The organism is Streptomyces sp. NPDC050211, from assembly GCF_040656035.1.
In the GTDB taxonomy this organism is placed as follows: domain Bacteria; phylum Actinomycetota; class Actinomycetes; order Streptomycetales; family Streptomycetaceae; genus Streptomyces.
In genome coordinates this window covers 203,215-228,108 of the sequence record NZ_JBFALC010000011.1, presented here as the reverse complement: position 1 = coordinate 228,108, position 24,894 = coordinate 203,215, and the positions used below count along the sequence as shown (strand labels likewise).

The 24,894-nt window shown below is 68.7% G+C and carries 23 protein-coding genes and 2 pseudogenes; 18 read left to right on the top strand and 7 right to left on the bottom strand.

Translation table 11 applies throughout. The features are described 5' to 3' along the window. Positions 1-48: 48 nt before the first annotated feature. Positions 49-123: a hypothetical protein gene (locus AB0I98_RS15055; RefSeq protein WP_362940762.1), complete on the top strand. Its 75-nt coding sequence runs from the start codon at positions 49-51 to the stop codon at positions 121-123. 195 nt (positions 124-318) lie between these two features. Here the strand turns inward: AB0I98_RS15055 and AB0I98_RS15050 are convergent. Continuing rightward, positions 319-485: pseudogene (locus AB0I98_RS15050) on the bottom strand (SMI1/KNR4 family protein); the annotation flags it as partial. A 134-nt stretch (positions 486-619) separates the two neighbouring features. Continuing rightward, positions 620-1,867, bottom strand: coding sequence for an ArgE/DapE family deacylase (locus tag AB0I98_RS15045; protein ID WP_362940759.1), 1,248 nt, complete (start codon positions 1,865-1,867; stop codon positions 620-622). Here AB0I98_RS15045 and AB0I98_RS15040 point away from each other — a divergent pair. From AB0I98_RS15040 to AB0I98_RS15005, 8 genes and pseudogenes are all read left to right on the top strand, one after another. Then, a pseudogene (locus tag AB0I98_RS15040) lies at positions 1,862-2,274 on the top strand (class I SAM-dependent methyltransferase); the annotation flags it as partial. The gene AB0I98_RS15045 and the pseudogene AB0I98_RS15040 sit on opposite strands and share 6 nt — an antisense overlap. 553 nt (positions 2,275-2,827) lie before the next feature. Continuing rightward, positions 2,828-3,439, top strand: coding sequence for a TnsA-like heteromeric transposase endonuclease subunit (locus tag AB0I98_RS15035; RefSeq protein ID WP_362940717.1), 612 nt, complete (start codon positions 2,828-2,830; stop codon positions 3,437-3,439). After that, positions 3,439-5,694 (top strand): transposase, encoded by a 2,256-nt coding sequence (locus AB0I98_RS15030; protein ID WP_362940714.1) that lies wholly within the window; start codon positions 3,439-3,441, stop codon positions 5,692-5,694. The genes AB0I98_RS15035 and AB0I98_RS15030 overlap by 1 nt, the downstream gene beginning before the upstream one ends. Beyond that, positions 5,672-6,931 (top strand): AAA family ATPase, encoded by a 1,260-nt coding sequence (locus AB0I98_RS15025; RefSeq protein WP_362940711.1) that lies wholly within the window; start codon positions 5,672-5,674, stop codon positions 6,929-6,931. Before AB0I98_RS15030 ends, AB0I98_RS15025 begins: the two co-directional genes overlap by 23 nt. After that, positions 6,924-8,207 (top strand): TniQ family protein, encoded by a 1,284-nt coding sequence (locus tag AB0I98_RS15020; RefSeq protein WP_362940708.1) that lies wholly within the window; start codon positions 6,924-6,926, stop codon positions 8,205-8,207. The genes AB0I98_RS15025 and AB0I98_RS15020 overlap by 8 nt, the downstream gene beginning before the upstream one ends. Before the next feature lie 248 nt (positions 8,208-8,455). Further along, positions 8,456-9,028: a hypothetical protein gene (locus tag AB0I98_RS15015; RefSeq protein ID WP_362940705.1), complete on the top strand. Its 573-nt coding sequence runs from the start codon at positions 8,456-8,458 to the stop codon at positions 9,026-9,028. A gap of 268 nt (positions 9,029-9,296) precedes the next feature. Beyond that, positions 9,297-9,926, top strand: a complete 630-nt coding sequence (locus AB0I98_RS15010) for a class I SAM-dependent methyltransferase (protein ID WP_362940702.1) — start codon at positions 9,297-9,299, stop codon at positions 9,924-9,926. A gap of 188 nt (positions 9,927-10,114) precedes the next feature. Further along, positions 10,115-10,243, top strand: coding sequence for a helix-turn-helix domain-containing protein (locus tag AB0I98_RS15005; protein WP_362940756.1), 129 nt, complete (start codon positions 10,115-10,117; stop codon positions 10,241-10,243). A gap of 20 nt (positions 10,244-10,263) precedes the next feature. On the opposite strand, the gene AB0I98_RS15000 is transcribed toward AB0I98_RS15005, so the two are convergent. Continuing rightward, on the bottom strand, positions 10,264-12,396 hold the full coding sequence (locus AB0I98_RS15000; RefSeq protein ID WP_362940699.1) for a hypothetical protein: 2,133 nt from the start codon (positions 12,394-12,396) through the stop codon (positions 10,264-10,266). 174 nt (positions 12,397-12,570) lie between these two features. Between AB0I98_RS15000 and AB0I98_RS14995 the strand changes: the two genes are divergently transcribed. The 5 genes from AB0I98_RS14995 (at position 12,571) to AB0I98_RS14975 (ending at position 16,000) form a co-directional block, all read left to right on the top strand. Next, the gene (locus tag AB0I98_RS14995; protein WP_351055728.1) at positions 12,571-12,744 is read left to right on the top strand and encodes a hypothetical protein; all 174 of its coding nucleotides are present in this window, start codon (positions 12,571-12,573) and stop codon (positions 12,742-12,744) included. A 416-nt stretch (positions 12,745-13,160) separates the two neighbouring features. After that, positions 13,161-14,063 carry a hypothetical protein gene (locus AB0I98_RS14990; protein ID WP_362940696.1) on the top strand — a complete coding sequence of 301 codons (903 nt, stop codon included), beginning with the start codon at positions 13,161-13,163 and terminating at the stop codon, positions 14,061-14,063. A gap of 159 nt (positions 14,064-14,222) precedes the next feature. Further along, the gene (locus AB0I98_RS14985) at positions 14,223-14,771 is read left to right on the top strand and encodes a helix-turn-helix domain-containing protein (protein WP_362940693.1); all 549 of its coding nucleotides are present in this window, start codon (positions 14,223-14,225) and stop codon (positions 14,769-14,771) included. 76 nt (positions 14,772-14,847) lie between these two features. Next, on the top strand, positions 14,848-15,513 hold the full coding sequence (locus AB0I98_RS14980; protein WP_362940690.1) for a hypothetical protein: 666 nt from the start codon (positions 14,848-14,850) through the stop codon (positions 15,511-15,513). Between the two features lie 154 nt (positions 15,514-15,667). Next, complete coding sequence (locus AB0I98_RS14975) at positions 15,668-16,000, top strand: DUF2516 family protein (RefSeq protein ID WP_362940687.1); 333 nt, start codon at positions 15,668-15,670, stop codon at positions 15,998-16,000. A gap of 95 nt (positions 16,001-16,095) precedes the next feature. On the opposite strand, the gene AB0I98_RS14970 is transcribed toward AB0I98_RS14975, so the two are convergent. From AB0I98_RS14970 to AB0I98_RS14960, 3 genes are all read right to left on the bottom strand, one after another. Beyond that, the gene (locus AB0I98_RS14970) at positions 16,096-17,406 is read right to left on the bottom strand and encodes a SpoIIE family protein phosphatase (protein ID WP_362940684.1); all 1,311 of its coding nucleotides are present in this window, start codon (positions 17,404-17,406) and stop codon (positions 16,096-16,098) included. 294 nt (positions 17,407-17,700) lie between these two features. Continuing rightward, a complete protein-coding gene (locus tag AB0I98_RS14965) occupies positions 17,701-18,783 on the bottom strand; it encodes an NlpC/P60 family protein (protein WP_362940681.1) in 1,083 nt (360 codons plus the stop codon). 248 nt (positions 18,784-19,031) lie between these two features. Next, entirely contained in the window at positions 19,032-19,841 is an 810-nt protein-coding gene (locus tag AB0I98_RS14960) for a class I SAM-dependent methyltransferase (protein WP_362940678.1), read from the bottom strand. A 169-nt stretch (positions 19,842-20,010) separates the two neighbouring features. Between AB0I98_RS14960 and mshA the strand changes: the two genes are divergently transcribed. The 3 genes from mshA (at position 20,011) to AB0I98_RS14945 (ending at position 23,634) form a co-directional block, all read left to right on the top strand. Further along, on the top strand, positions 20,011-21,348 hold the full coding sequence (gene mshA / locus AB0I98_RS14955; RefSeq protein ID WP_362940675.1) for a D-inositol-3-phosphate glycosyltransferase: 1,338 nt from the start codon (positions 20,011-20,013) through the stop codon (positions 21,346-21,348). After that, positions 21,341-21,841 (top strand): YbjN domain-containing protein, encoded by a 501-nt coding sequence (locus AB0I98_RS14950; RefSeq protein ID WP_362940672.1) that lies wholly within the window; start codon positions 21,341-21,343, stop codon positions 21,839-21,841. Before mshA ends, AB0I98_RS14950 begins: the two co-directional genes overlap by 8 nt. Positions 21,842-21,972: 131 nt before the next feature. After that, positions 21,973-23,634 carry a glycosyl hydrolase family 28-related protein gene (locus tag AB0I98_RS14945; RefSeq protein WP_362940669.1) on the top strand — a complete coding sequence of 554 codons (1,662 nt, stop codon included), beginning with the start codon at positions 21,973-21,975 and terminating at the stop codon, positions 23,632-23,634. Here the strand turns inward: AB0I98_RS14945 and AB0I98_RS14940 are convergent. Further along, positions 23,613-24,419, bottom strand: coding sequence for an AraC family transcriptional regulator (locus AB0I98_RS14940; protein WP_362940666.1), 807 nt, complete (start codon positions 24,417-24,419; stop codon positions 23,613-23,615). The genes AB0I98_RS14945 and AB0I98_RS14940 overlap by 22 nt on opposite strands. A 49-nt stretch (positions 24,420-24,468) precedes the next feature. Between AB0I98_RS14940 and AB0I98_RS14935 the strand changes: the two genes are divergently transcribed. Next, complete coding sequence (locus tag AB0I98_RS14935) at positions 24,469-24,894, top strand: DUF2000 domain-containing protein (RefSeq protein WP_362940663.1); 426 nt, start codon at positions 24,469-24,471, stop codon at positions 24,892-24,894.

The following is a 24,894-nucleotide window of genomic DNA, read 5'->3' as shown; positions in this document are numbered from 1 at the left end:
GGGAACCGCGTCACCCAAGCGAAGTTCGAGTGCGTCAAGTGCGGCCTGGTGGAGAACGCAGACCGCGTGGGCGCGCTGAACGTCCTGCACAGGGCCGGGCTGGTCCTCTGCGACGGTGCTTAGCCACCGATCCAGGAAGCCCGCGACTTCAGTCGTGGGTGGAGTCACGATGGAGTCGTCGAAGTCGGGGAACTCTCGTGCGGCATGCTCGATCACGGCAGATGCCGATGCGCGGTGGCCTGGTGCGAATTGTTCCGCGATGGTCGTCAGCTCACGATTGGGGTGTGGAACCCAGTCGGGCTCGTACGAGGTGGCTGCCTCCCAGGGGCCGAAGCCGTCGGCCAGCAGCCATAGGAAGGCGCCCAGGTTGCGCGCGACGACGCCGGTCTCCCCTTCGGAGCCGAGGAACACGACGCGGGCAGGAAGGCCGTGAAGGGTTCGAAGTCGACGCCGTCACCGCCAACGTAGTCGAACCGGACCGCCATAGCGGCGGCGAGCGCGGCAGGAAACTGGCGGTCTTCGTTCGGCGTCACGCGAAGAGGGTGGCATGGCCGGGCTCGCCGCAACAGTCACTTCCACCGGGTCACAAGCAGCCGGTAGGGGGTGAGGCTGGGGGCTACTACTTGGTGCCGACCGTGCGCAGTGTGGCGAGCACCAGTGCCCGGGTGACGGTGACGATGTCGCTCAGGCGGACCTGTTCCTGTGGACCGTGTGCGAGGCGTACGTCGCCGGGGCCGTACTGCAGCGTGGGGATGCCCGCCCCGGAGTACAGTCGCAGGTCGCTGCCGTAGGGGGCGCCTCGCTCAGAAGGTCGCGGGCCGCCGGTGACGTCGGCGTGCGCGTCGGCGACCTGGGCCGCAAGCGGATGCCCGGTCGGCAGCCGTCCGCTGGCGAACTGCCCGCCGGGCCACGTCACCGTGGCGGGGTGGGAGCGCAGCCAGGGGTCGGCCGCGCAGGCTTCGGCCACGCACGCCTCCAGTTCGGTGCGTGCCTGGGCCGGATCCTCGCCCAGCCGGACGCCCAGTCTTCCCTCGGCCACCAGGAGGTCGGGCACGCTGCTGGCCCAGTCGCCGGAATGGACGGTACCGACGGACAGCGGGTAGGGGATGGGGTATTCGGACATGAGCGGGTCGGCGCCGACGTTGCGGCGGGCTTCCAGATGGGCGAGCGCGCGGTGGATGGGCAGGTATGCGTCGATGGCACTCACTCCCACGTATCTGGTGCTGCCGTGGGTGGCCCGGCCGGGTACTTGGATGCGAAAGGTCAGGGCACCGGCGTTCGCAGTCATGACCGCGCCGCTGGTCGGTTCGGTGATGATGCAGGCGTCGCCGGTGTGGCCGCGTTGGAGGGTGCCGAACGCCCCGAGCCCTCCGTCCTCTTCGCTGACTACGAAATGCGCGGACACCTGGCCGCGCAGCCTTGCGCCCGCCTCCCGTATCGCGGCCAGGGCAGCGAGTATCGCCACCACCCCCGCCTTCATGTCGCACGCTCCTCGTGCGTGCACAACGTCCCCGGTAACCCGAGGGCGGAAGGGGTCACTCTCCCAACGCGCCAGGTCTCCGGAAGGGACGACGTCGACGTGCCCCTGGAGGATCAGGGTCGGCCCGTCGCCCTGGGGCACCGTGCCGCCCACCAGGCCCCATGCCTCGGTGCGCGGGGCCTCGCTGCCGGGAAAACGGGGATGGTCACGTAGCTCGGGCAGGTTCATGGACCACAGGTCGACATCGAGGTCCATCCGCTTCAGATGCCGGGCAAGGACGTGCTGAACCTCGGACTCCGCGGCGCTCCCCGTCACGCTCGGAACAACGAGAAGTTCCAGCAGCAACCGGGCGATGGCCCGCTCGTCCACCGCGGCCAGTGCGTCGATCCCGCCCAGGCATCCATCGACGTGGCCCGCGCCAAGCCAGGCAGCGAGCGAGTGCGCTGGATCTGTGGCGATGCCACGACGCTCCCGCCGATGCGGGTCGACCTGGCAACCATGACCGCGAACGCCGCCCAGCAGATCCTCGATCCGCAGGCATGGCGCGAGACCCTGCGCGGCGCGTACGAGGCACTGCGGCCTGGCGGCCGTCTGGTGTTCGAGACCAGGGATCCAGCCAGACGCGCCTGGGAAGAGTGGAACCGCGAAGCCTCATACCGCGTGACGGAGATCCCGGATGTCGGCGCCGTCGAAAGCTGGGTCCAGGGATCGCGCAGGGCTACGAGGTGGAGGGCGTTCGCGACGCGCCCGACAGACCAGGCAAGGAGTTCGTCTTCGTCGCGCGACGTCCGTAGGCCAGGTCAGCCCACCAGAAGCCCCGCCGCGCAGATTGATCGGGACTCGATCACTTCGCCGATCAGATCCGGCGGGAAACCCTCACAAGCACTGGGAACGGACACTCAAGCCCCCCGGATGGGCTGTGACTTCCAGAGTTAGATGTCACCGGCGATGGCTTTTGACCTGACGTGTTCTCTCGCGCTTCCAGCGCTTTCTGTCACCAGATTCATGCGGCAGTTGTCACTTCCTGCTGTTTCTCGGCCGAGTTGTCACCAGATCCGGAGATCACCCCGCTTGCCGCTCTCGACGGTGGTCGTGTGGTGCCGTGGACGGAGTGCGTTCCCTTGTACAGCCAGCGTCCCCGACTGAGGCTCGGGGCGGTGGTCTGTGGTCGCACAGCTGCTGGTGGGAAGACTTGCTTGTCCCGGTGTCCGTAGCGCCGGGCAGTGACGGCCTCGGCCTCGGGCCGGGTGGACGCGCCGTTGGACGGTGACCTGGCGGACAGCGAGCGACGAGGTGTCGTGCACTGTGCGGGACTTGGCCCACACACCTCTCGCGGAGGGAACTCCGATGCGCTGGTTCTCCTGGCGTCGGGCCCAACGCCACCGCCCCAGCCTTCAGTTCCTCGTCAGCACCGGCCGTCATCACGGGGCCGAGAGCTTGGAGGAGGCCCGGCTGCTCCTGGTCCTCGACTTCGCGGCTGGCCTCGTCGACGTGCTGTCGCAGCCCCTGCGGCTGCGGTTCGACACCGCGACCGGCCGCAGGGGACACATCCCGGACTTCCTGGTGGTGACCCGGACCGGAGTCTGGCTGATCGACGTACGGCCACGGGCGCTGATCGCGCCGGAGGACCTGGAGGCGTTCGCCGCGACTGCCGAGGCCGCGCTGGCCTGCGGCTGGCATTACACCGTCGCTGCGGGCTGGAGGGACCATGTCGCCGCCGCGGTCGATGCCTTCTCCTCTCAGCGTCGGTCCTTGTCCGACCCGCTCGGGCTGCGGCCGGCGCTCAGGGACGCGGCCTGCGAGGGTGGCACGTTCGGGGAGCTTGTGGACGCCACCTCGTTTCCGCCGCTGGCCCGTGCGCAGCTTCTGCACCTGCTCTGGCACCGGTGCCTGGGAGCCGATCTGAGCCGACCGTTCGGTGACCGGTCCTTGGTGATTAACCCTGCCGGGGAGGCGTGATGAGGTCGGCGGCAGTCCTGGACCTCTCGCCGGGGGCGGCTCTGGTGCTGGACGGCGGGGAATGGACGGTCGAGCGCCGGGAGCCCGAACTCGGTCGGGTCCACCTGGTCCGCGGCGATGGCGCCCGGCAGCCGGTGAGCTTCCGGTTCCTGGCCAATCACCCCAACTGCCGCCCCTCATCCAGGACTGCGGCTCAGGGCTCCAGCCGGGGCCGTCAACCGAAGACCGTGCAGGACCTGGAGCCGGGAAGGCGGGAACTCGCTGCTTTCCGCCTGGCTCACCTCCTGGAGGTGGAGACCGGCTTCCGCAGCGGCGACCCGCTACGTCCGGGGCCGGGTGAGCCGAAGCCGGAGTACGACCCGGCCACCACGACGCTGACCGCCCGCCGCCTGGCGAAGGTCGCCGAACTGGGAGGCATGGACCGCCAGCAGGCGAAATTGCTGGGCCTGGACCGGGTCGGCTACCGGACCCTGATCCGCTGGGACCGCCGACGGCGGGAAGCGGGCCTGATTGGCTGCGCGGACGAGCGGTGGCTGCGTGAGAGCGGCGGCCATCCGAGCATTACCGAGGAGGTCCGAGAGGCAATCTTCGCGGTCCGCGCGGAGACCCTGCACCGGTCGAAGGTGACCATGCGGACCCGGGCGCGCATGATCCACCAGTATGTACGCGAGACCTTCCCCGACAGGGACGTCGTCGTCCCCAGCTACCAGACTCTCTGGGTGGTCTGGCGCGAGTGGTTCGGGCCGGGTCGGTCCCGCCAGCGCTACGCGCGCTCAGCCGAACTGCCGTCGAAGAACGGGCACGTGCTCGTTCATCGGCCCGGCCAGGTGGTGGCGCTGGACACCACGGTGCTGCCCGTGATGGTCCGCGAGAGCGTGTTCGGCGATCCGGTGAAATGCCACCTCACGCTCGCAATGGACGTGCACACGCATTCCCTTTGCGCCTTCCGGCTCACGCTGGTCTCCGACCAGTCGGTGGATGTCGCGATGCTGCTGAGGGACGTGATGCTGCCGCTGCCCATGCGGGCGGACTGGGGCGAGGAACTGGAGTGGCCCTATCCGGGCCTGCCCGCCGCGGTGGTCGCGGAGTTCGCCGGGCACAAGGTCGCGGGGCTGCCGTTCTTTGCCCCAGAGACCGTGACCACGGACCACGGGTCCGTTTACCGCAATCACCACTTGGTTGACGTCCAGCGGGTGCTCGGCTGCAACATCCTCCCGAGCCGAGTCTTGAGGCCTACGGACAAGTCCGCCTGCGAGCGTGCCTTTGGCGCGATCAGGTCGCTGCTGTTCGAGCAACTGCCCGGCTACACCGGCATCGACCCCGCCGACCGCGGAGCGGACCCGGAAGGCGACGCGGTGCTGACTGTCGACGAGATGGAGCACGTGATTGCCACCTGGATTGTTGCCGTCTGGCAACGGCGAAGGCTCGGCGAGTACGCGCCCAGCTGGGACCCCGGCGGCGATCACAGCCCCAACTCGCTGTTTGCCGCTTCGTTCGCCCAGGCTGGCTTCGCGATGGAGATCCCCTCGGCGGAGCTGTTCTACGAGCTGCTGCCCGTCCACTACGTGCAGAAGATCGATGCCCGGCGCGGGGTGAAGATCCGCGGACTCTGGTACGACGCCCCGGCCCTGGACCCCTACCGGTGCCAGCGCTCGGCCCGCGGCGGAAAGCACAAGGGCCAGTGGATCATCCGGCGGGACCCCCGGGACCGCCGCAGCGTGTTCTTCCAGGACCCACTCACCCACGGCTGGCATCCACTTGCCTGGACCGGGCTGCCGCCTGAAGGGCAGGCCCCCGCCTTCGGTGACGCACGCGTACGCGAACTGCTCAAGAAGGCTCAAGCCTGCGGGCTCAGGCCCCGAACGGATGACGAACTCCTGCCAGTTCTCTTGGAGTTGCTCGGCTCCCGCGTCCCGGTGAGTCAGTGGCCGACCCGGCTGCCGAAGTCTGCGCGAACCGAGCATTCCCGTGAGGTCGTCCAGGCCGCCGCCTCGCAGGCTGACCGGCTGCAGAGCGAGCCCGCCGCGGAGGCTGCCGCCGAGGATCCGGTGGTCACTCCCCTGCGCTGGAAGGAGAGGACGCGTCAGGCCGCGGAGAGCATTGACAGCCACCGGCGGCACCGCCGTGAGCAGGCCGTTCAGGGCAGGCCGAAGGCACCGCCTCCGCTGGGTGAGGCATACCGGCAGCGTGATCTGTTCCTCCTGCCCGAGGAGGACGAGGAAGAGGATGGACATGGCGGACCCAACGCGGGGTGAAAGCGGCATCGTCCCCTTCCTTCGGGCTGGCCCGCCGCCGGACCGCACCAGGATCGAGGGCTGGCGGCAGTGGCAGGAACGTCGGAGCACCTTCATCCCGGCGCCGCGGCTCTCCGCGGAGGAGTACGCGGCGATGAGCCCGAGGCGCCGTGCTCTGCATGACCTGCATCGGACCGCGACGCACGTGAACATGGGGCTGCTGGAGACCCCGATGAGCGCGAAGGTCACCAAGCTGATGCGGGGGCGGATGCGGAACAACGCGCTGAACTTCGAGCCGGGCACTCGCGACGGGCTGATGGTCAGCGGCGGCGGTTACCTGGGCAAGACGGAAACGGCCTGCGATGCCGCGGCCACGTTCGAGATGTTGTGGCGGGATCTTCACCGGCAACTGCTGCCCGGTCCGGTCCCGGGCACCCGGGACCTGTTCGTGCCCGTCGCCTACTGCCGCACTCCGGTGCGGGCGACACCGAAGGGGTTGTGCGCGGCCGTTCTGGACTTCTACGGGGCGCCGCTGCCGAAGACGCTGAACGGCATGATCCGGGCAGTGCGGGACTCGTTGCGGGACCATCGCACAACGGCCTTGCTGCTGGATGACATCACCAGGCTCAGGCTCCACCGTGAGGACGACCAGGACACCCTCGATCTCGTCCGGGAGCTGATGGACCTCAACGTCACCCTGGTGCTGATCGGTGTCGACATCCCCCGCTCGGGGCTGCTGCGGAGCGGCTATCCCGATCCTCGCACGGGGCAGTGGGTCTTCCCGCCGGTCAAGACGGGGAAGAGTTACAACCCGTCGGCTGCCACGCAGACTGAGCGGCGTTTCGACCTGGTCGATCTTGATCCGTTCGACTACGACACCGCTGAGGGCATGACCGCGTTCATCCAGCACCTGGCTGGCATCGAAGACAGGTTGAGGCTGTTCCGGGCCCGGCCGGGGATGCTCACCGAAGGCGGGATGCCGGAGTACCTATTCCGCCGCACCCGCGGCATCGTCGGGCTCCTCAAACGGCTGATCGAGGACGGATGCACCGAGGCGATCGAGTCCGGGGCCGAGGAGCTGACCCCGGGACTGCTGTCAGCGATCCCGATCAACCTGGGCAATCTCACCGACCGCGACCCAACAGCCGGGGAGATTCCCGAAGTACCCACGGATGTTCCCGTCCCTGCCCGGAAGCCCCGCAGGAAGGGACGTAACACCGTTTACGACGACCGCGGTGGAAGCGCGGCCGGTGGCTGAGCCGCCCAGCCTGTCTTCCTTGCGGTCGCTGCCCAGGAGCCTGGACCCACTGGAGGATGAGTCACTGCCCGGCTATGTGCTGCGGCTTTCGCACCGGCTGGGCGTCGGACCAGGACCGCTGATCCTCCGCATGGGGATCCCCAGCAGCCGGAAGGACAGGACGACCCTCATCCGCATCCCGATCTCCTGCGCGATCAGTCTCGGCGAAGCCGACCTTGACGCTTTCTGCCACACCACCCGTCTCTCCCGCCAGGAGACAGCCGGCCTGCTGCTGGCCTCGCTCGGAACCCGCTACGGCCCCTTGAGCTCCGAATTTCACGGACGGAGCAGTTCCGGCACCAGGCGCCTGCAATACAACAACCCCTGGCTCCTGACCACGCGGACCCAGTACTGCCCCGACTGTCTCGTCGGAGACGGTTCGGAGATCCAGCAGCGTCACGGCGGCGCCTGGCGCAGGCTCTGGAGGCTCCCGCCGGTCTTCTCCTGCCCGCACCATGAACGATTCCTCCGCCGCTACTGCCACCTCTGCGGCGAACTGGCCCAGAATCGCCACAGCAACGACCTGATTGCCCGGCCGCGAGACAGCGAACTGCATCCCGTCCTATGCCGAGCGACCCCGAAGCCGGGGAATCCCCGGGCAGTGAGCCCAGCCTGCGGAGCCGACCTCACCCAAGCTCCCAGGAGTGAGGAGCCAATGCCCCGGGACCACCAATCACGTGACGTCCTCTTCACACTGCAGAAGAAGTACCTGTCGTTCCTGTCCCCGGACGGCCCCGAGCAGGTCAGCAGCATCGGCTGGCTGACCCCCACGGCACAGTACTTTCAGGACCTCCGCGGCGTCGTCGCCCTGATCTTCATGACCTGGCCCGAAGCCCGGCCCCACGCGGCCACCCCTGAACTGGCGCGAATCATCGATACCGAGGCCGAACGGCGTCACGGACTGTTCCATCGTCGCGGTGCACAGCCACGGAAGAACCTGCGGTCAACCGCATACACCGACCCGCCGGACGATCCCGTCGCCACCGGCGCCGTCCTGGAAATCGCAGACCGCTTCCTACGCACACCAGACGAAGAAGCCGCAGCACAGTTCCTCGTCCCCCTCGCGGACGAAGCCAAGCGCATCCACCAGCCGCTCAGTTACACCCTCCGCAGCCCCCGCGGCGCCTCGATTCCCCTCCGAGTCGTCCTCGCCTACAGCCCCCAGGGAAAGCCGAGAAGCCGGAGCGACGTTATCCAAGCCGTCTCGGCAGGAACCGCGACCCGGTCGTCACCATGAGCTACTTGTCACTTCTCCGTAGCTATGCGGGCACAGGGCTGTGATCCCCATGGGTTCATCGGCTGTCCGAGCAGGTCAGCAGGCATCTGGAGCCGTTAGGCACGTAGTCAAGCCTCCGATGCAACCCTGAACGAGCACCGGAGTCGATCGAACCGGCGGTCTGTTCAGAATGGCCTCTGAGGAGGATCGGATCGGCCAGTACAGAGAGCGCGGTAGCAGCATCACCGCGCAGCGCCTGAAATGTACCTATGAGACTAGAGAAGAGCCGGAAGGCCCTCGCACTGGCGGAGAAGTATCTGGAGATCCTGGAGGAGCTCGCCGACGACCAAGAGGAGTTCCAGGACTCCTTCGTCGGCGCCATCGCCGTGATCCGCAGAGTCGGTCACGCGGTCGAGTCCGAGTCGAAGGTGCTGGGGCGGACGTCCGGATTTGGTCAGTGGTGGCGGGGAACCGCCGACGACCCTCGGCTCAAGTGCGTCAAAGGCGCGAGGGACCTGGTTCTCAAAGAGGCAGGGGAAGCGGCCCAGGTCCAACACGAGGTTCTCGTCTCCGATGCGGCGATGGCGCGCGCGACCGCCTACAACCCTTCGGTGATCACCGAGTCCCACATCGACGTAGTCAGAGACGGTACCGCGCCAGCGCGGTACACCTTCAGCGTGCCCTCGGCGTCCCCCACGGACAGCGGTGCGGCGGATCTGACCTACCGCCGAACATGGGTCTTCACGAGCGGGGAATGCGCTGGCGAAGAACTGATCCCCGCGCTGCGCCGGTTCCTCGATTGGATGCGCGACGAGGCCATCCCCAGAGCTGAGGCTGCCTGAGCCCCAAGGTGCCAGCGACTCGTTGGGCCGTCAGCTGATCGGTGGCACCGTCGGGTGTTCTGAACGAACCGCTGGATCTTGGGAGTATGCGGTTCGTTCAGACAGGCTCCTGGAGGTCACCGTGTCCGAGGCCCTGCACAGGGTCCACTTGCTTTACGTGCCTTCTCCGAACTACCGGGGGCGTCCCGTGATCGGGTGACGCGACGATCAGTCCCGAGGGGAAGGGCCGGTATGGGCCGGAGGTCGGCGGGGTGTTAGCTTCCTGCCCGTGTTAGACCACCAGGATGAGACCAGGGCGGCCTACGACGGGGTCGTCGAGATCTATGCGTCGATGTTCACTAGCCGGTTGGAGACGCGGCCGTTCGCGCGGAACATGATCGGCACCTTCGCCGAGCTCGTGCGTGATACGGGGAACTTGCGGGTAGCCGACATCGGGTGCGGACCCGGTCATCTGACGGCCATGCTGCACGACTTGGGGTTGGACGCCTTTGGGATCGACTTCTCCCCGGCCATGGTCGACCACGCGCGGCGGGCCCAGCCGGCGTTGCGGTTCGACGAAGCGCGAATGGAGGCCCTGCCGGTCGAGGACGGCACGCTCGGTGGAATGCTGGCCCACTACTCGATGATCCATACCCCACCTGAAGAACTGCCCGCGCTACTCGCTGAGCAGGCGCGTGTTCTGGCACCAGGGGGTCTGCTCCTGGTGTCCTTCTTCGGGACCGAGGGGCCGGAACCGGTCCGCTTCGATCACAAGGTGGCGCCCGCCTATAGCTGGCCGACGGAGCAGTTTGCCAAATTGCTGGCCGAGGCCGGGCTCGTCACTGTGGCTCGGTTGCTCCACGACCCAGCGTCCGAGCGCGGCTTCCTCGACACACACTTCCTGGCCCGCCGCCCGTAGCTGACCTGCGAAAACTCTTGAGTTAGTTCGGTCAACATGCCTTACAGCTCCTCAGATAATTGCGGAAACTGAAGACTCTCAGCCTGAACGGGTGCCGTTTGCGAACGTGTCACCAGCCGCAACCGCGGTTGATCATTGTGGCTAGCTCAAGGGCAGACCGCCCAAGCTGACGGCTCGGCAGCAGGTCCATAGGGTCGCGCAGCACTCCACCGGCGAGCACTCCCATCGCCGACCTCGCCGAGTTGTTCTCTGTGTCGAGAGCGACGGTGTACCGCGTTCTGGAGTGGGCCCGACCGTCCAGCGACGTGCATAGCTGACGCGTTACGGTGACGACCGTTTAATCACCTGGCGGCGGAGCCTCCCACGGCGAGGCGATCCATCCTTTCGGCTCCCACCCGTACCGTCTCAGTCTTCTCGCCTCGTCCACACGCCCGGCCGCGTGCAGCAGATCGGTGGCCAAGGTCAGGGAGCCAGTGTTACCAGCTTCAGCATGGGCTCTCAGCCGCTCCAGGGCCTCGGCAATCCGTGTGGGCCTCTGCAGCAGCCAGGCGTAGTCGTCCCGCAGCATCAGGGGAGCCCACTGCGTGGTGACCCTCGCGCCGTCGACGACGTTGCGTTGGACCCAGGCATCGGCGTCCTCAATCTGCTGCATCTTCTCCAGCAGAGCGTTCATCCCCAAGGGGGCGGAATCGCTCGCCTCGGAAGCAAGCCGATGGCATGTCAAGGCCTCGTCTGTCATACCGCGTCTGGTCAGCAACAGGACTGCCCATCCCAGAGCGAGAAGGTCACCAGTTTCGGCGCCGCGCTGATACCAAGCGATCGCTTCTTCCTCCCGGTCGGCCGTGCGCAGGATGTCGGCCGCCGGTCTCAGAGCACGGGTGGCACCAGCCTCGACGGCGCCCTGGTACAGGCGCATGGCGATGCGGAGAAGACCACGGGCGTGGGCTGCGCGGGCGAGTGATGCACGGCCCGACGGAGTGCCGTGGTCAATCAGAACGACCCATGTATGAGCCGGAACCGGAACGACGAGAGCGTCACGGGCTCCGGGAACCGGGGGAACGGTGCTGCTGTGCCGGCAGTGTTGTTCGAGGTAGTCGGCGAGACGGTAGTGGGGTTGAGCGAAGGCGGGGTGGCCGCGTCGTGGCCGGATACGGGTCAGCGGGCCGCGAGTGCCGCGCACCGGGCAGGCGACATAGGCGAGGGACCGTTCGAGCCAGTCGTCCTCCAGCAGGTCCCACTGCGTCTCGGTGAGATAGCCCTCGGCGGCGGCCTCCAGCAGAGCCAGGGGCAGGGCGAGGCCGTGACCAAGGCTGCGCACGTCCATCGCGGCCTCGATCAGCGCCTTTGCACCTGGGGATGCGTTGTTGTAGCGCTCGATCAGGGCGGGGACGCCTGCCAGGTACTGGGTGACCTGCCCTTGCTCCGCGTGCTGAAGAGCTTCGGACAGACGGGGGTCGCAGGTGGTGGCCTGTGCAGTCGTGAGTTCCTCAACAGTGAAGGCCTCGGGGACGGTGATGCTCTTGTTCGAGACCAGTTGGCGGGCCTGCACGTACGGGTCTGGTGGTACGGGCCTAGTCCTGGGGACATCGGTGAGCGTGTCCCAGTGCTCGGGCCAAGTGGTGCCCAGGATCAGCACCGGGCCGCGTTCGGGGTCGTTCAGCAGCTCACGGAGGCCAGAGGCGACCTGCGCGCTGTGGTCACGGTCAAGGAGGTAGTGCTGGGCATCGTTGAGCCACACCACGGTCTGCGGCGCCACCAGTTCCAGGTTCCTGATCACGGCTGTCGGCTGATCGGGCTCGATCGGATGCCACAACCGCCATCCGTCCGGCAGGTTCTTGACCGCTTCCCAGCAGGCCCGGGTCTTGCCCGTGGAAGACCCGCCGACCAGTACCGCGATGCCGCTCTGCCCGTTCGCGGCGGCGGCCACCAGCGAGCCCAGCCGAGTGTCGAACTCACGTCTGACGTAGGCGGGTAGTGCGCTGATCCTGCCGACTGCGGCGCCGCCGTCGAGGGCCGGGTGTACCTCCAGGTCGTTCAGAACGAGCCGATCGTCGAACTCGGCAATGGGGCGGCCGACGTAGCGGCTTACCGCCCGGGTACCAGGTGGTACGGCGGTGACGGGTTGAGGTGTTCTGGCCTGTTCCCACCGCTTCTTCCACAGTTCCTTCGTGCTCACCCACTGCCCTGTCGCTTTGGCGCGGTCCGGTCCGGTGAGTGTGTCGGGTCGAGGTTGCCCGGACCATTCCAGCAGGACCTCGACCAGGGTCCACAGGGTCTTGAAGTCCTTGGCCGGGGCGCCCCTTTCGAACCAGCCGCCGACGGTGGTTGGCGAGAGGGACTGCTGGAGCCGACGGCCAGCCTCGGCGATGGCGTCCGTGCGGTCCCGGCCCTGAAGCGCGTTGGCCTCCAGCTTGCGCAGTTCCGAACGCAAGATCTCTCGTCCGGTACTCAGGTCCGTCCTCTTGCTCACCGCACACCCTCCCCGGTCCTGCGGATCCGTCCGACGGCCTGCTCAGCACTCCTGTGAACTGGGCTTTTGATGCTGGTATCTGTCCGGTCCGGTAAAGCTTCAGCCCTGCGGGGCGGTCAGCTGTGATGTTCCTCGTGCGGCCCATCCGATGGCTGCACGAAGGGAGGGAATGCCATGAACATCACCGCCTGGGCCACCCTGGTGCCCGTCGCCATCGCGCTCGTCGCCGCTGCCGCGGCTGTGCTGATCGTCATCGTCGTGGTGAAGGGCACCGCCTCGCGTGACCGCGCCACGGTGCTGAAGGCTGTCGCCGAGGTGATCCGTGCCGTGCGCGGCAGCCGTAGATGACGGCCCATCAGCCTCGTCACCGGGCGCCCCTCCGGGTGGGGCGCCGGTGGCGAGCGTCGTCGCACTCCGCTTGCCCGCCACGAGCTCCAACTCGTCGAGTACCGTCCAGTGCTCAACCAGCTCATCCATCCCCACCGGCAGTCGCCCACGAACACGCATACTGCCGGACAACCCAGGTCAACGCCGCCGAAAGCAACAAATGATCAACGGCATCTGCGGCTCGTGACCCGTTCGTTAACGACAGCCCGTGAACCTGGTGGTGGGTGGCCACGATGCGAAGGCTGTCGTGGTCGCCGAAATAATCGGCACAGACATGTCCGACCCGCGTGGTACGACTGCAGCGCAGCAGAGTTCTAGCAGACGGGCGGTCAGTAGTGGGGCGACAGGAAGAAGCGATCCGCGTTGCGGATGAGCTCTTGGCCGACATCGAGCTCAAGCGGTTGAAGGCGTCCGAGGTCGTCCTGAAGGCCAGCCGGCTCGCCCGGCTGGTCGGCCACACCGAGTTGACGGAGTTCCTCGGATTCGAGCGCAACGGATACCCGACCGACGGTTCCGTCAGGCCTTGGATCGGACGAGCGGGCCGGTGGGCCGACAAGGAGAAGAAGACCCTCCACACCGGCTCGATCGCGAAAGTGGAGGCGCAGGTCGAGTCTGCCCAGCAGGCCATCGACGCCATGCGCGGCGGGGGCAACTATTCGGGCGACAATGCCCTACTTGCCTCGCGCCGCCACGACGAACGGATCCTCCAGTCCTCGGCCGTCTTCGGCACGTGGGCCGGGATCTGCGGGCAAGTTGTCGCGACCGTCTACGACATGATCACCGAGATCTACCACGAGCTCCTGTTCAGCGAGCTCCAGGCGAGTCTGTTCGCAAACACCCAGGCGAGGGTCGACGGGGCGTTGGCGGCGGCGAGCGGGACTGCGCTCGAAAAGATCGAGCGCATCTCTGACCGCCTCCGGGACGGGGACCGCGAGTCTGTCAGCCAGGCCCTCACCACCTGCCGTCGGCTGATCGATTCCTCCGCGGATTACCTGTTCCCGGCCCGGGACGAGTTGTACAAGATCGGGGACGAGGTCGACCTGAAGGTCGGGCCGCAGCAGGTGCTGAATCGGCTCCAGGCCCACACCCACGCATGTGGGGCGTCCAAGAGTCGCAGGGACCGGCTACGTCGGACCTTGTCCGATCTCTACGCCCGGTGCTCCGCAGGCACTCACGCTGAGGTCACCATCGACGAGGCCCGCTTCATCTTCCTGCAGACCTACATCGCCCTCGGCGAGATCCTGACCCTGAGCGCGGCGCCCGAGCACGGCGACTCCTGATTCCGGTTGCCCGCCTGACATGTGCGGGACCACTGGTGACAAGAATCGCTGGAAGGTGACACCTATCGCGTGAAGTCACAGGGCCGAACGGGCGTGGTGTGGCGCACTTTTGCAAGCGGGTGCTTGCAATAGTTAGCGGGGGTGGTGCAAGGTGGGGACATGGCATCGCTCAACGTCGGCAATCTCGGTGAGTACCTGCGCGAGCAGCGGCGCAATGCGCAGCTGTCGCTCAGGCAGCTCGCCGACGCCGCCGGGGTGTCCAATCCGTATCTGAGCCAGATCGAGCGCGGGCTGCGCAAGCCGAGCGCGGAGGTGCTGCAGCAGGTCGCCAAGGCGCTGCGGATCTCCGCCGAGACGCTGTACGTGCGGGCCGGGATCCTCGACGCCGAGCGGGACCGGGACGAGGTGGAGACCCGTGCGGTCATCCTCGCTGATCCCACGCTGAACGAGCGGCAGAAGCAGGTGCTGCTCCAGGTCTACGAGTCCTTCCGCAAGGAGAACGGGTTCGAGACCGGCACCACGGTGGAGGAAGGCCGCGACGGGGCGGCCGACGCGGTCCCTCAGGACATGGACGCGGACCCCCAGGACATAGCGGACGACGCTAAAGATGACGACGCTCAGGACGACGCCCGACACAGCGACACCGCCGTACGCGGCACCCGCAAGGCCGGCGGCAGCGACGCCGCCCCGCAGCAGTCGGCGGGCTGACGTGACCCAGCACCACGCCGACTGACCCGCGGGACCCAAAACCCTCAAGCGCACGTGACCCGGGAGGACCATCACCATGGCCATCACCGACGACCTCCGTAAGACCCTCAGCGACCCGACCCCGCTCTACTTCGCCGCCGGCACCGCCGACCTGGCCCTCCAGCAGGCCAAGAAGGTGCCCTCCCTGGTGGAGCAGCTGCGCGCCGAGGCGCCGGCCCGTATCGAGGCCGTACGCAACACCGACCCGAAGTCCGTCCAGGAGACGGCCACCGCCCGCGCCAAGGAGGTCGGCGCCAAGGTCAAGGGAACGCAGGAGAACGTCCAGACCAAGGTCAACGAGTTCATCGGCTCGCTGGACGCCGACATCAAGAAGCTCGGCAGCACCCTTGACGCCGACCTGAAGAAGCTCGGCGAGACCGCCCAGGACATCGCGCTGCGCTCGGTCGGCGTCGCCGCCGAGTACGCCGTCAAGGCCCGCGAGACCTACGAGAAGGTCGCCGAGCACGGCGAGCAGGCCGTGAAGACCTGGCGCGGCGAGGCCGCCGAGGAGATCGAGGAGCTCGCCGTCGCGGTCGAGCCCAAGGCCGAGCCGGTCGAGGTCAAGGACGCCGGCCAGGCCAAGGCCGACGAGAAGCCCGCCGAGGCCAAGGCCGAGCCCGCCCCGGCGAAGAAGACCGCGGCGAAGAAGGCTCCGGCCGCCCGCAAGACCACGGCCAAGAAGACGACGCCGCCGGCCAAGTAAGGCAGGCACAGACGGGCGGGTCGTTCCGTCCGCCGTGCGATAACGGGTCGGGCACTCCTGGAGTGCTCGGCCCGTTCTGCGGGTAGCGGCTTTCCGGTTACGGGTACGGTGACCGCGTAGGGACTAACCGAGTCGGGTGGTGGACGTTGTGCTGATGCAGGGGTTCGCAGGGTTCATGTGGCTGCTGAGTGTCGCCCTGATCCTTTTCAGCGGCTTCGCTCTCTTCGACGCCGCCACGCGCCGCGAGGACGCCTACCGCGCGGCCGACAAGCAGACCAAGCCGTTCTGGCTGATCATCCTCGGGATCGCCTTCGTGGTGAACCTGATCTTCAACATCCTGTCGTTCCTGCCGATCATCGGCCTCATCGCCACGATCGTGTACATGGTCGACGTCCGCCCGGCAATCCGCAGCCTCCCCGGAGGCGGCCGCCCGAAGAGGGGTTCAAGCAGCGACGGCCCGTACGGCCCCTACAACGGCGGACGGTAAGCAAAGCGCCCCGATAGGGGCGCGGGGAACTGCGCGACCAGCCACAACGGACCAGCAGTCGGCATACGACAGAACCCGCTACGGCGAGCCCCCGCTCAGCCCGCCCGATCCAACAGCAACACCGCCACGTCGTCAGTCAACTCGCCCCCATTGAGCGCCCGCACCTCATTGACGACCGCCCGCAACAACGCCTCCCCACCCAGCCCCTCGGACAGCTGCCGACGGACAAGCGACACCATCCCGTCCTGACCGAGCCGCTCCCGCCCCTCACCGACATGCCCCTCGATCAGCCCGTCGGTGTACAGCATCAGGCTCCACTCCCGCCCGAGCTCCACCTGCGTCCGCGGCCACCGCGCACCGGGCAGCAGCCCGATCGCAGGCCCGTTGTTGTCGTACGGGAGCAACCGCGCGGGCCGCCCCGGCCGAGCCACCAGCGGCGCCGGATGCCCCGCAAGGCACAGCCCCGCCCGCCGCCCGTCCGGCGCGATATCCACCGTGCACAGGGTCGCGAAGATCTCCTCGTCGGCGCGCTCATGCTCCAGCACCTGCTGCAACGTGCCGAGCAGCTCATCCCCGCACAGCCCCGCCAGGGTCAGCGCCCGCCAGGCGATCCGCAGCTCCACGCCGAGCGCCGCCTCATCCGGGCCATGCCCGCAGACGTCGCCGATCATGGCGTGCACCGTGCCGTCCGGCGTGCGGACGACGTCGTAGAAGTCACCGCCGAGCAGCGCACGCGAGCGCCCCGGGCGGTATCGGGCGGCGAACCGCAGCGAGGAGCCCTCCAGCAGCGGCGTCGGCAGCAGGCCGCGCTCCAGGCGCCGGTTCTCCTGCGCCCGCATCCGGCCCTCGGCGAGCCGCCGCTCGGCCGTGTCGGAACGTTTCCGCTCCACGGCGTACCGGATCGCCCTGCTCAGCAGCCGACCGTCCAGTTCATCCCGGAAGAGATAGTCCTGCGCGCCCACACGGACCGCCTCGGCGGCGCGCTCGGTGTCGCCGGACGCGGTCAGCGCGAGAACGGCGTGCCGGGGCGCGAGCTCCAGGACGTGCTTGAGTACGGCCAGCTCGTCCTCGGCATCGGCCCGGCCGGGCGCGGGCAGCGCGAGGTCGAGCAGGATGCAGTGGACGTCATCGGTCAGCAGCCGCTCGGCCTCGGTGAGATTGCGGGCCGTGCGGATGCGGATCGGCTTGCCGGAGGAATCGAGCAGTTCGGGCACGATCGGCGAGCCGCCGGGATCGTCCTCGATCACCAGCAGGGTCAGGTTCGCGGCATTGCCGCTCGAGTTGTCGACCGGCTCTGCCGTGCGCGGGGCCTCTTGCTTGGAGGGGCCGCGCACTGTGGACGCGGCCGGCGCCTGACCACTTTCCACGGCCGGGACTGCTCTCTGCCGCGGTACGGGTACGGGCATTGTGTTGGGTTCCTTCCCTCCCCCCGAGGGCATGGCCGGGGGACGAGGAAGTCCTCCCACCGACCGGGACCATAGCGGTAGTCGACGCCGTAAAGGAATGGTGTGACGCACGCCGCTCGGCACTCGGCCGCTGTCATATGCCGCTTTCCGTACCGCAGTTGGACAGGGCGACCATGAGGCGGGGATGACGAAGGTCACGTCCACGGATGTTTGAACGCCCGTGCCAGGTGGGCCAGGTCACGTGGTGCGAGTCACGAAACGGACGTGCCGTTATGCATGGGGCATACGGGACGCTCACGCCCCCGGCCGCACGACCCCGAGTATCGGCATCGACCCGGCGCCCGCGACCGTCACTGTCCGCCCCGGGCGCGGGGCGTGGACGATCGCGCCGTCGCCGATGTACATGGCGACATGGCTGGCGTCGTCGAAATAGATGATGAGGTCGCCGGGGCGCATGTCCTTGATGTCGACCGACTTCAGCTGCTTCCACTGCTCCTGCGAGGTGCGCGGAATCACATCGCCGGCCGCGAGCCACGCCTGTGAGGTCAGGCCCGAGCAGTCGTACGTTTTCGGGCCCTCGGCGCCCCACTCGTACGGCTTTCCGATCTGAGCCGTCGCGTACGCGACCGCCTTCTTGCCCGCCGCGGTGGCCTTGCCCTGGACGTCGTCGAGGACGCCGGTGTCGAGCCAGGCGGTCTGTGCCTCGTACGCGGCCTGGCGCTCCAGCTCGGCGAGGCGCTTCTTCTCGTCCTTCTCCAGCTCGGACTCGAGCTTCTCGGCCGCCGCGATCTGCTTCTTGATCTTCTTCTGGGCGGTCGCCTTGTCCTTGCGGTTGGCCTCCAGCTTCTTCCACTGGGCGGAGGCGTCCTTGGCGTACTGCTCCAAGTCCTGCTGGGTGCGGGTCATTTCCTGTATCAGGGCCTTGGTGGCGCGCTCGCCCTGCAGTACCCGGCCCGCACCGTCGAGGAATTCCTGAGGGTCGTCGCTGAGCATCAGATGCGCCTCGTCCGGCAGCCCGCCGCTGCGGTACTGGGCGCGGGCCGCCGCGCCGGCGCGCTTCTTGAGGTCGTCCAGCCTCGCCTGGCCCTTGACGATCTTGTTGGCCAGGCCGACGATCTCCGCGGACTGCTGCTTGGCCTTCTCCTCGGCGGCGTTGTACGCGTCCGTGGCGGCGGCGGCCTCGCGGTAGAGCCTGTCGATCTTCTCGCGGACGACCTCAAGTTCCCCGTTCGTCACGGGAGTCGAGGGAGCGGACGCCGAGGGAGTCGGCGTGGGGGTCGGTGCGGCGAATGCCGTGCCGGGTGCTATCGCCAGCACGGTGACCGCGCACACCACGGTCACGGCCGCCGAGATCAGGCCCCGCTTGCCCGTACCCATACCACTGCCCCCAAACTGATTTACCGTCAGTAACTTACGGACACCCGGGGGATCGTGCCACGAGAGGGCACAAAACGACAGAGGCAAGGACTCTCTCCCCCCGTTCAACCGCTACTACGACGATCTCCCCGCCTTTGTGACGAACGACTCCCAGAGATCGTTCCCGCTCGTCCGGCCGCCCGGGGAAACGAGAGGGAAACCCGTTCGGTCCTGTGCCCCAAGCCGTCCGGTCCTGTGCCCCGGAACCGTCAGAACCTGGGCGCCAACGCCGTCCAGCGCACGGTCACTTCACCCTGTCGCCAGCGCACCGGCCCGTCCGTCACCGGCCAGTCGGCGGTCAGATCCCGGACCGCGCGCATCCAGCGCTGGCGGGCGCCGTAGGAGGCGTAGGGCGCGGCGGCCGCCCAGGCGCGGTCGAAGTCGCGCAGGAAGGCATGGACCGGTTCGCCGGGGACATTGCGGTGGATGAGCGCTTTCGGAAGGCGCTCGGCGAGGTCCGACGGCCGCTCCAGGGAGCCGAGTCGGGCCGCGAACGTCACCGTGCGCGGTCCCTCCGGACCGAGCGCCACCCACACATGCCGCCGCCCGATCTCGTCGCAGGTGCCTTCGACGAGCAGTCCGCCGCCGGAGCCGTCCGCTCGGGGCGCGAGCCGGGCGCACAGCCGCTCCCAGACCGCGGCGACCTCCTCCTCGTCGTACTGGCGCAGCACGTTGGCGGCGCGGACCAGCAACGGCCGCTGAGGGATGGGGATCTCAAACCCGCCGTGCCGGAACACCAGCCCCTCGCGCTCGTACGGCCGTGCCGCCGCGACCCGTGCCGGTTCGATCTCGACGCCGACGACCCGCGCGCGTGGGGCGACGGTACGGAGGCGGCCGAGCAGTTCGACGGCCGTCCAGGGGGCCGCGCCGTAGCCGAGGTCGACCGCGACGGCGTCGGCGCTGCGGCGCAGTGTGGCGCCGTGCGTGGCCGCGATCCAGCGGTCCATGCGGCGGAGCCGGTTCGGGTTGGTGGTCCCGCGCGTCACTGTTCCCACAGGGCGGGGGGCGCGGGATGTCATGGCTACGAGGGTATGCGAACGCACTTCGACCTCGAACGGTTGAGCGACCAGCGGTAATGATTCGGCAAAGAACCCCGAACCGGAAATGGAGTGCCATCGTCCGGTGTTCCTCCTCTGGAGGGCCCGCACGTCCTCCCGAAGGCATGCCCGGACCAAGGAGGAACGCCACGTGAGCCAGTACGTCAGCAGGCTCGGACGGCGCTCCCCGGCCGCGCACCCGCGGCTGCGGCTGCACCGCCGTCCCCGCCGTGTCGCGATGCTCTCCGTGCACACCTCACCGCTCCACCAGCCGGGCACCGGCGACGCCGGCGGCATGAACGTCTACATCGTGGAGCTGGCGCAGCGCCTCGCCGCCATCAACATCGAGGTGGAGATCTTCACGAGGGCGACCACCGCCGCCCTCCCCCCGACCGTCGAACTCGCCCCCGGCGTCCTCGTCCGGCACGTCGACGCGGGCCCCTACGAAGGCCTCGCCAAGGAAGACCTCCCGGCCCAGCTGTGCGCCTTCACCCACGGCGTCATGCAGGCCTGGGCCGGTCACCGCCCCGGCTACTACGACCTCGTGCACTCGCACTACTGGCTCTCCGGCCACGTCGGCTGGCTCGCCGCCCAGCGCTGGGGCGTCCCCCTGGTGCACGCCATGCACACCATGGCCAAGGTCAAGAACGCCAACCTGGCCGACGGCGACACCCCCGAGCCCGCCGCCCGCGTCATCGGCGAGACCCAGATCGTCGCCGCCGCCGACCGCCTCATCGCCAACACCGCGGAAGAGGCCGAGGAACTGGTACGGCACTACGCCGCCGAGCGCGACAAGGTCGCCGTGGTCCACCCCGGCGTCAACCTGGAGCGCTTCAGCCCGGACGGTGGCCGTGCCGCCGCCCGCGCCCGCCTCGGCCTCCCGCAGGACGCCCTGATCCCGCTCTTCGCGGGCCGCATCCAGCCCCTCAAGGCCCCCGACGTACTGCTGCGCGCGGTCGCCGTCCTCCTCGACGAGCGCCCCGAGCTGCGCTCCCGCATCCTCGTCCCCGTCGTCGGCGGCCCCAGCGGCAGCGGGCTCGCCAAGCCGGAGGGCCTGCAGAAGCTGGCCTCCCGGCTCGGGATCGCGGATGTCGTACGGTTCCGCCCGCCCGTCGGCCAGGACCAGCTCGCGGACTGGTTCCGGGCCGCCTCCGTGCTGGTCATGCCCTCCTACAGCGAGTCCTTCGGCCTGGTCGCCATCGAGGCGCAGGCGGCGGGCACGCCTGTGCTCGCGGCCTCGGTCGGCGGCCTTCCGGTGGCGGTACGGGACGGACGTACCGGATTCCTCGTCCAGGGACACAACCCCGTCGACTACGCGCGCGTGCTGGGCGATTTCGCCGACGACCCCGCGCTGTCGGCACGCATGGGCGCGGCAGCCGCCCGGCACGCGCAGTCCTTCGGCTGGGACACCGCGGCCGCCGCCACGGCGGACGTCTACACGGCGGCGACCCAGTCGTACCGCCGTCGCGTACGCTCCCACCATGGCTGAGGCATCGAAGACAGCGCAGGTCATCGAGGGTTTCCTGGGAGACGCCGAGCTCGAGTGGGAGAGCCCCGAGCCCGGCAACTATGTCGTGAAGCTCCCCGGCACCCGCAAGCTCTCCACGACCGTCTCCCTCCTCGTCGGCCGCCACTCCCTCTCCCTCAACGCCTTCGTCGTCCGCCACCCCGACGAGAACGAGGGCGGCGTCCACCGCTGGCTCCTGGAGCGCAACCTCAAGCTGTACGGCGTCAGTTACGCCGTCGACCCGCTCGGCGACATCTACGTCACCGCCAAGCTCCCCCTCTCCGCCGTCACCCCGGACGAGATCGACCGGCTGCTCGGCCAGGTCCTGGAGGCGGCGGACGGCTCTTTCAACACCCTCCTGGAGCTCGGTTTCGCGTCCGCGATCCGCAAGGAGTACGAGTGGCGGGTGTCGCGCGGTGAGTCGACGCGGAATCTGGATGCGTTCATGCATCTGATCCAGCGACCCTCTGACTGATCTCAAGGTCCGGACCAACTAACCCCTGCACAACCTCTTCCGGGTGCAGGGGTCTCGTGTCATGCTCACCGCCGACGCAGATCTGAACGTCGTTCACATCCATGAAGAGCCGCATGGAAGGACGATCAGGCATGAGCCATCAGCACGTAACGGGAGTCACACGACGCACACTGCTCGCCGCCGCCACAGCGGTGGCAGCCACGGCCGCCACCGGCGGCACGGCACAAGCCGCCGAAGTCCCCGCCCTCTGGCGGGAGTTCACCCGAACCCCCTTCACCCACCCGCAGATCCCGTACATCGGCCGCGCGGGCTGCCACCGCGGAGCGACCCGCTTCCCGCGCCGCCCGGTCGTCGCCGACATACGGAAGTACGGCGCCGTGGCGGGTAGCACCACCGACTCCGCCCCCGCGATCAACCGTGCCATCGCCGCTGCCGGAAGAGCCGGCGGTGGCACGGTCTCCATCCCGCCCGGCACCTTCCGCATCGACGACGTCATCCGCATCTGCCACTCGAACGTGGTCCTCCGCGGCGCCGGCAGCGGCCGTACGACGCTGTACGCGACAAAGAACCTCACCGAGCTCATCGGCGTGTACGGATCGCGCTACGGCGGCGACAAGTCGTCGTGGTCATGGGCGGGCGGGCTCATCTGGCTTGCCCCGACGGCCCGTTGGGAGTCCCTCACCGCCGCCATCCGTGCCAAGACCTGGCCTTTCGAAGGCTGGACCGGCAACAAGCGCGACGAGTGGCGGACGCTGACGACCGTCGAACCCGCCCGCCAGGGCTCCTGGACGATCACCGTCGCGGACCCGTCGATGCTCCGCCCCGGCACCCTCGTCCTACTCCGCCTCGCCGACGACCCCGGCCACACGCTCCTGGAGCACATGTGCGGCGGCGGCCCCGGCCCCGAGGCGTACACCTGGGACGACAAGACGAAGCTGACCTCGTACGTCCCCTACGAATGGCCCGTCCGCATCGCCCACGTCCGCGGCCACAAGGTCACCCTCGAACGCCCGCTCCCTCTCGACGTACGCCCCGAGTGGGACCCCCGACTGACCACGCATGTCCAGGAGTTGACGGGCGCGGGCGTCGAGGGCCTCACCCTGGAGGCGGCGCACACCCCGCAGCAGCCGCACCTGCTGGACAACGGGCACAACGGCGTCGTACTCCAATGCGCCTACGACTGCTGGGTCGACGATGTGACGGTCCATCACGTCGACAACGGCTTCGGCCTGGTGGCCGCCTCCGCCTGCACGCTCCGCCGCACGCGCGTGTCGGGCCGGGGCTCCCATCACCCGTACTTCTGCCGCGAGGGCTCGCACGACAACCTCGTCGAGGACTTCACGATCGACCGGCGCACCGCCCCCGCCCCGGCGGGCACGCAGCTGCACGGCATCAACGTCGAGGGCCTGTCGTCGTACAACGTCTGGTCGCGCGGCGACATGGGGATGGGCACCTTCGACAGCCACCGCGGCCTGCCCTTCGCGAACGTCCGCACCGACATCACCGTCGACAACACCGGCCGGCACGGCGGCGACGCGACCGCGGGCCCGCTGTTCGGCGCCCGCTTCACGCACTGGAACATCCGGGTGACCAACGGCCGCGCGGGCCTGATGAAGATCGACGGCCTGGCGCCCTGGTCCGCCACGGTCGGCATCAACGAGGTGCGCGAGTTCGACCAGATCGACGTCCCCGACTTCACCGGCGATCTGCACTCCCGGCTGGAGCTGTACGGCACGACGGACGCCGTACGGCCGCGCAATCTGTACGACGCTCAGCGCGCGCTGCTGCGATAGCTGAGGCGATAGCGGCCCGGGGTCACCCCGACCAGCTTCTTGAAGTGCCGCGTCAGATGGGCCTGGTCGTAGAACCCGGTCGCGGTGGCCGTCTCGGCCGGGCTCGCGCCGCGCAGCAGCAGGGCGCGGGCCCGGTCGACACGGCGGGAGTTGAGGTACTGGTGCGGGGCGATGCCGTAGGCGGAGCTGAACGCCCGTACCAGGTGGGCGGGGTGGGCGTGCAGCAGCCGGGCCGCCTCGTCAAGGGTGAGGCCCTCGGTGACGCGGGCGTCGAGGAGTTGGCGCAGGTCGCCGGCGAGGGCGGGGTCACGGCGCTCCCCGACGGCCGAACGCGCCCGCAGATGGGTCCGGAGTCGGTCTCCTACGAGCGTCAGCCTGCTCTCGGCCTCCAGCTCGTCGCCGGGATGGGCGAGCGCGGAGTGCAGTTGGCCCACACGCTGCCGGAGGACGGGATCGCGCAGGTCGGGGGAGTCGACGGCGGGGCCGATCAGGTCGTCGGTGAGATGGGTCGCGTCGAGGTAGAGGACGCGCTTGCGGAAGCCGTGCGGGGTGGCGGCGGAGCCGTTGTGCGGGACGTGCGGCGGCAGCAGGGACACCGTGTCGTGCGGGGTGCCGTGCTCGTGCCGGTCGAGGTCGTACCGTACGGCGCCGTCGTCCACGATGAGCAGCGTCCAGGCCTCGTGGACGTGCATCGGATAGGCGTACTCGGTGAAGTGCGCGTGGAAGACCTCGATGACGCCCGGGATGTGCGGGCGCCAGGCGGAGACGTCACGCCGGGTGGCCATGCAAAGAACGTACAAGACGATGGCGTACGACGATCGGCAGTCTCGAAGCATGAGCACTGAGCCGATTCGCTTCGACACCAAAATCGCCGTCCTCCTGCGCGACGACCTGGAGCCCTGGCAGCGCCTGAACGTCACCGCGTTCCTGGTCAGCGGCCTGGGCACCGAGCTCCCCGAGGTGATCGGCGAGCCCTACGAGGACGCGGACGGCGTCCCGTACCTGCCGATGTTCCGCCAGCCCGTCCTGGTCTTCGAGGCCACCAAGGAGACCCTGACGGCAGCCCACGCGCGCGTGCTCTCCCGTTCCCTCCCGCGTGCCCTTTTCACCTCCGACCTCTTCGCCACCGGCAACGACCGCGACAACCGGGCGGCGGTGCGCGCCGTGCCGACGGGGGAGCTGGACCTGGTGGGGCTGGCGGTGTACGGGCCGCGGAACGCGGTGGACAAGGCGGTGAAGGGGGCGCGGATGCATCCGTAA

Coding starts and splice junctions, on each gene's coding strand:
- AB0I98_RS14950 (WP_362940672.1), top strand. CDS start 21,341: ATGGCTGAGGCATCGAAGACAGCGCAGGTCATCGAGGGTTTCCTGGGA.
- AB0I98_RS14970 (WP_362940684.1), bottom strand. CDS start 17,406: ATGCCCGTACCCGTACCGCGGCAGAGAGCAGTCCCGGCCGTGGAAAGT.
- AB0I98_RS14940 (WP_362940666.1), bottom strand. CDS start 24,419: ATGGCCACCCGGCGTGACGTCTCCGCCTGGCGCCCGCACATCCCGGGC.
- AB0I98_RS15035 (WP_362940717.1), top strand. CDS start 2,828: ATGCGCTGGTTCTCCTGGCGTCGGGCCCAACGCCACCGCCCCAGCCTT.
- AB0I98_RS15025 (WP_362940711.1), top strand. CDS start 5,672: ATGGCGGACCCAACGCGGGGTGAAAGCGGCATCGTCCCCTTCCTTCGG.
- AB0I98_RS14965 (WP_362940681.1), bottom strand. CDS start 18,783: ATGGGTACGGGCAAGCGGGGCCTGATCTCGGCGGCCGTGACCGTGGTG.
- AB0I98_RS14975 (WP_362940687.1), top strand. CDS start 15,668: ATGCAGGGGTTCGCAGGGTTCATGTGGCTGCTGAGTGTCGCCCTGATC.
- AB0I98_RS15015 (WP_362940705.1), top strand. CDS start 8,456: ATGAGACTAGAGAAGAGCCGGAAGGCCCTCGCACTGGCGGAGAAGTAT.
- AB0I98_RS15030 (WP_362940714.1), top strand. CDS start 3,439: ATGAGGTCGGCGGCAGTCCTGGACCTCTCGCCGGGGGCGGCTCTGGTG.
- AB0I98_RS14945 (WP_362940669.1), top strand. CDS start 21,973: ATGAGCCATCAGCACGTAACGGGAGTCACACGACGCACACTGCTCGCC.
- AB0I98_RS14960 (WP_362940678.1), bottom strand. CDS start 19,841: ATGACATCCCGCGCCCCCCGCCCTGTGGGAACAGTGACGCGCGGGACC.
- AB0I98_RS14935 (WP_362940663.1), top strand. CDS start 24,469: ATGAGCACTGAGCCGATTCGCTTCGACACCAAAATCGCCGTCCTCCTG.
- AB0I98_RS14980 (WP_362940690.1), top strand. CDS start 14,848: ATGGCCATCACCGACGACCTCCGTAAGACCCTCAGCGACCCGACCCCG.
- AB0I98_RS14985 (WP_362940693.1), top strand. CDS start 14,223: ATGGCATCGCTCAACGTCGGCAATCTCGGTGAGTACCTGCGCGAGCAG.
- AB0I98_RS14995 (WP_351055728.1), top strand. CDS start 12,571: ATGAACATCACCGCCTGGGCCACCCTGGTGCCCGTCGCCATCGCGCTC.